This window comes from Methanoregula sp., from assembly GCF_002835825.1.
Classification (GTDB): Archaea; Halobacteriota; Methanomicrobia; order Methanomicrobiales; family Methanospirillaceae; genus Methanoregula.
Genome location: NZ_PIZH01000329.1, coordinates 1 through 2,439 on the forward strand (window position 1 = coordinate 1; position 2,439 = coordinate 2,439).

Consider the following 2,439-nt stretch of genomic DNA (forward strand, 5'->3'; position numbering starts at 1 on the left):
ATCGACAATAGTTCTTATGACGGGATCGGGCACAACAGGATAGTTTTGATATGGGCTGCTACTATTCACCAAAGTTTTTCCCGACCCAGTGGTAGCAGGGACACTATTTCCAGGGCGGATTTCCTGTACAGGGCCCATGCGAATATGATACCAATTGGAAAGATGAGTCTGCCCCAATATGGCCGGATGAATTTATACGATTCCCCATTTGTCAGCTTCCCCATGGAGAAGCTTACCGATGATTCCCATCAGCGGCAAGCCGCAATCGTGTTTCTCTTGCCCAATATTCCCCACAGGGCCATTTTTACCTGTAGAATAGTAAGTGAAAAGATCCACATTATGTATAGCAACATATGGTTTATCAGAAGAATAAAATCAAAAAAGGAGCCCAAATCTGGCTTATTCGTTCGATCCGGATAGGGGGAAGTACTGCTGGTACACCTGCCGGCGTTCATCGATATCGGTGTGCAGGTAGATCTCTGTTGTCTTGATAGACGTATGGCCAAGGTTCTCCTGTACCACCCGGAGGTTCTTTGAGCGTTTGTACAGCTCGCTTGCGTAGCTGTGGCGGATCTTGTGGGGGGTAATCCCCGACGGGGCATAGTGCTTGAAGATGTGCTGGATGGCACGGGAAGAGATATGCTTGCCCTGCTGCCCGACAAAGAGGGGACCATTGGTACGGGTACCGATGAACGATAAAATCTCGGCAAGTGTGTCCTCGTCAACGAAAACAAGGCGGATCTTGTCGCCTTTTCCCCGGATCCGGATCGTATGCTCATCAAAGTCGATGTCCTCGATGTTTATATTGCAGAGCTCAGAGACACGGACACCGGTAGCATAAATGGTCCGTACGATGAGCTTGTCACGGAGGTCATCGATAGAGTCGATGAGGCGGAGAACCTGGTTGTGCTTAAGATACTTTATCTCCTGTTGCTTGATACGGGGACGGTCAATTCCCAGGAGGGGGTTGATACTGACCACGCCCTGCGTCGAGAGAAACCGGTAAAACGAGCTTAACGTGGAAATAATCCGGTGAAACGTCTTGGGCTTGTAGGTCTGCATCGAGGAGACAAAAGCAAGAAAATCATTGACCATGATAGGCGTGACATCAACTGAAGTATCCAGACGGGCATTCTCGAAGTCTTTCCAGTGGAAGACGAGCTTTGTCACATCCATATTCCGCCGGAGCCAGACATAATAGCCGAAATGCCGGATTACCTGTTCGTAGCTGTCAAGGGTTCGTGGGGAATAGTTTCGCATCCGCAGGTAGTTCCGGTAGCTTTTGAGCCATTCCGAAAAATACCCGCTTTCCATGCTCTATTCTATTTTATCTCAAATAAATAAAGGTTTGCGCAGAATATCTATTCCGGGCAGTAATAACACGCAGATTGTAAAATGAGCCGCAGTAATACGGCTGTTCACAAATCAGAGGTTGAAACTGATGGAATCTGCATTGTGCACCAAAAAACCGGTCTCCCATTTCGGGGCCGGCAGTACAGCTCCGCAAAAACCCGTCTTCATCGTTAGGACAGCGGAGGGAAAAAGGTTTGAGATCCCCTCGCGCACCCTGCGCATCATCCCGCGCGATGATTTCCGGTACTTTGAGGTTGAATACGTAGACGGGGGCCAGAAAGTCCTGGCATGCACCACCCCGTTCGGGCTCGAGATCACGCTCGGGGATGGTGCGTGATGACCAGGACAGATACGTCCGTCGCGTTGAGCTTAGTGGACAAATCATACCTCGAAGCTGAAGCGAAGGCCTCCGGGAACACCCTCAAAGAGGAGCTGCACTGCATCCTGGTTGAGTGGCGATCGATGTACAAGGGGGCGAAGGCCTGATGGAAGACACGTCTAAGCTTCGGACGCTGGATGGAGCGATCCCGCTTTCCCAGGCAATCCCCCCGGAGAACGAAAGCCTGAAAGAAGGAATGGAGTTCGCCATAACCGGCCTGCTCATTTCAGAAATAGAAACTGCCAAGGAGGGCGGCAAGAGATGGGAGCGGGTCCACATCACCGCGCTGTCATTGCCTGGCGGAACCGAGCTACTGAAGCTGAAGACCTCCGCGGGTGCGGTTGTCAACAAGCTCAAGGACCTCAAGGCCCGGTACTGCTTCAATACCGGCGCCACGAGGAGCCCGGTAAAGGTCCGGGTAGTCTCAAAGCCCGGACCAAACGGGTTCTACCTGGACCTGGAGGACGCATAATGGTATCAATCCCGTACACTGATGAGGAGTGGGCAAGAATTGAACGCGCTTATCATCGTGTCAATAAAATTCACCCAGAGAAATTAAGGGACGGGAGAACAGCCAGAATCCGCGATGTTGCCGCTTGGTGGGCAGGATTCTCAGTGGGCTTTGTGCCGTAGTGAGTCCCCCTTGCCATGCACGTCTCCCAGGCTGACATCCTCCGCAGGCAGCTCGGTCTGCTTCCCTTCCACAG

General features: G+C 51.8%; 4 protein-coding genes. 3 read left to right on the forward strand and 1 reads right to left on the reverse strand.

Going from position 1 to position 2,439, the window contains the following annotated elements; genetic code table 11:
• Window positions 1-420, forward strand: a 420-nt coding sequence (locus tag CW742_RS10605; protein WP_292420187.1) for a hypothetical protein, incomplete at its 5' end; no start/stop codon positions are given.
• Here the strand turns inward: CW742_RS10605 and xerA are convergent.
• Window positions 400-1,314: a site-specific tyrosine recombinase/integron integrase gene (gene xerA, locus CW742_RS10610; protein ID WP_292420189.1), complete on the reverse strand. Its 915-nt coding sequence runs from the start codon at window positions 1,312-1,314 to the stop codon at window positions 400-402. The two genes, CW742_RS10605 and xerA, sit on opposite strands and share 21 nt — an antisense overlap.
• Window positions 1,315-1,441: 127 nt before the next feature.
• Here xerA and CW742_RS10615 point away from each other — a divergent pair, with 127 nt between their 5' ends.
• Together CW742_RS10615 and CW742_RS10620 are read left to right on the forward strand one after the other, a co-directional pair.
• On the forward strand, window positions 1,442-1,690 hold the full coding sequence (locus CW742_RS10615) for a hypothetical protein (RefSeq protein ID WP_292420191.1): 249 nt from the start codon (window positions 1,442-1,444) through the stop codon (window positions 1,688-1,690).
• Window positions 1,691-1,838: 148 nt separating this feature from the next.
• Window positions 1,839-2,204: a hypothetical protein gene (locus tag CW742_RS10620; RefSeq protein ID WP_292420195.1), complete on the forward strand. Its 366-nt coding sequence runs from the start codon at window positions 1,839-1,841 to the stop codon at window positions 2,202-2,204.
• Window positions 2,205-2,439 lie beyond the last annotated feature (235 nt).

What these genes read in the sequence shown, in the direction of transcription:
- CW742_RS10620 (WP_292420195.1), top strand. Translation starts at nt 1,839, where the DNA reads ATGGAAGACACGTCTAAGCTTCGGACGCTGGATGGAGCGATCCCGCTT.
- CW742_RS10615 (WP_292420191.1), top strand. Translation starts at nt 1,442, where the DNA reads ATGGAATCTGCATTGTGCACCAAAAAACCGGTCTCCCATTTCGGGGCC.
- xerA (WP_292420189.1), bottom strand. Translation starts at nt 1,314, where the DNA reads ATGGAAAGCGGGTATTTTTCGGAATGGCTCAAAAGCTACCGGAACTAC.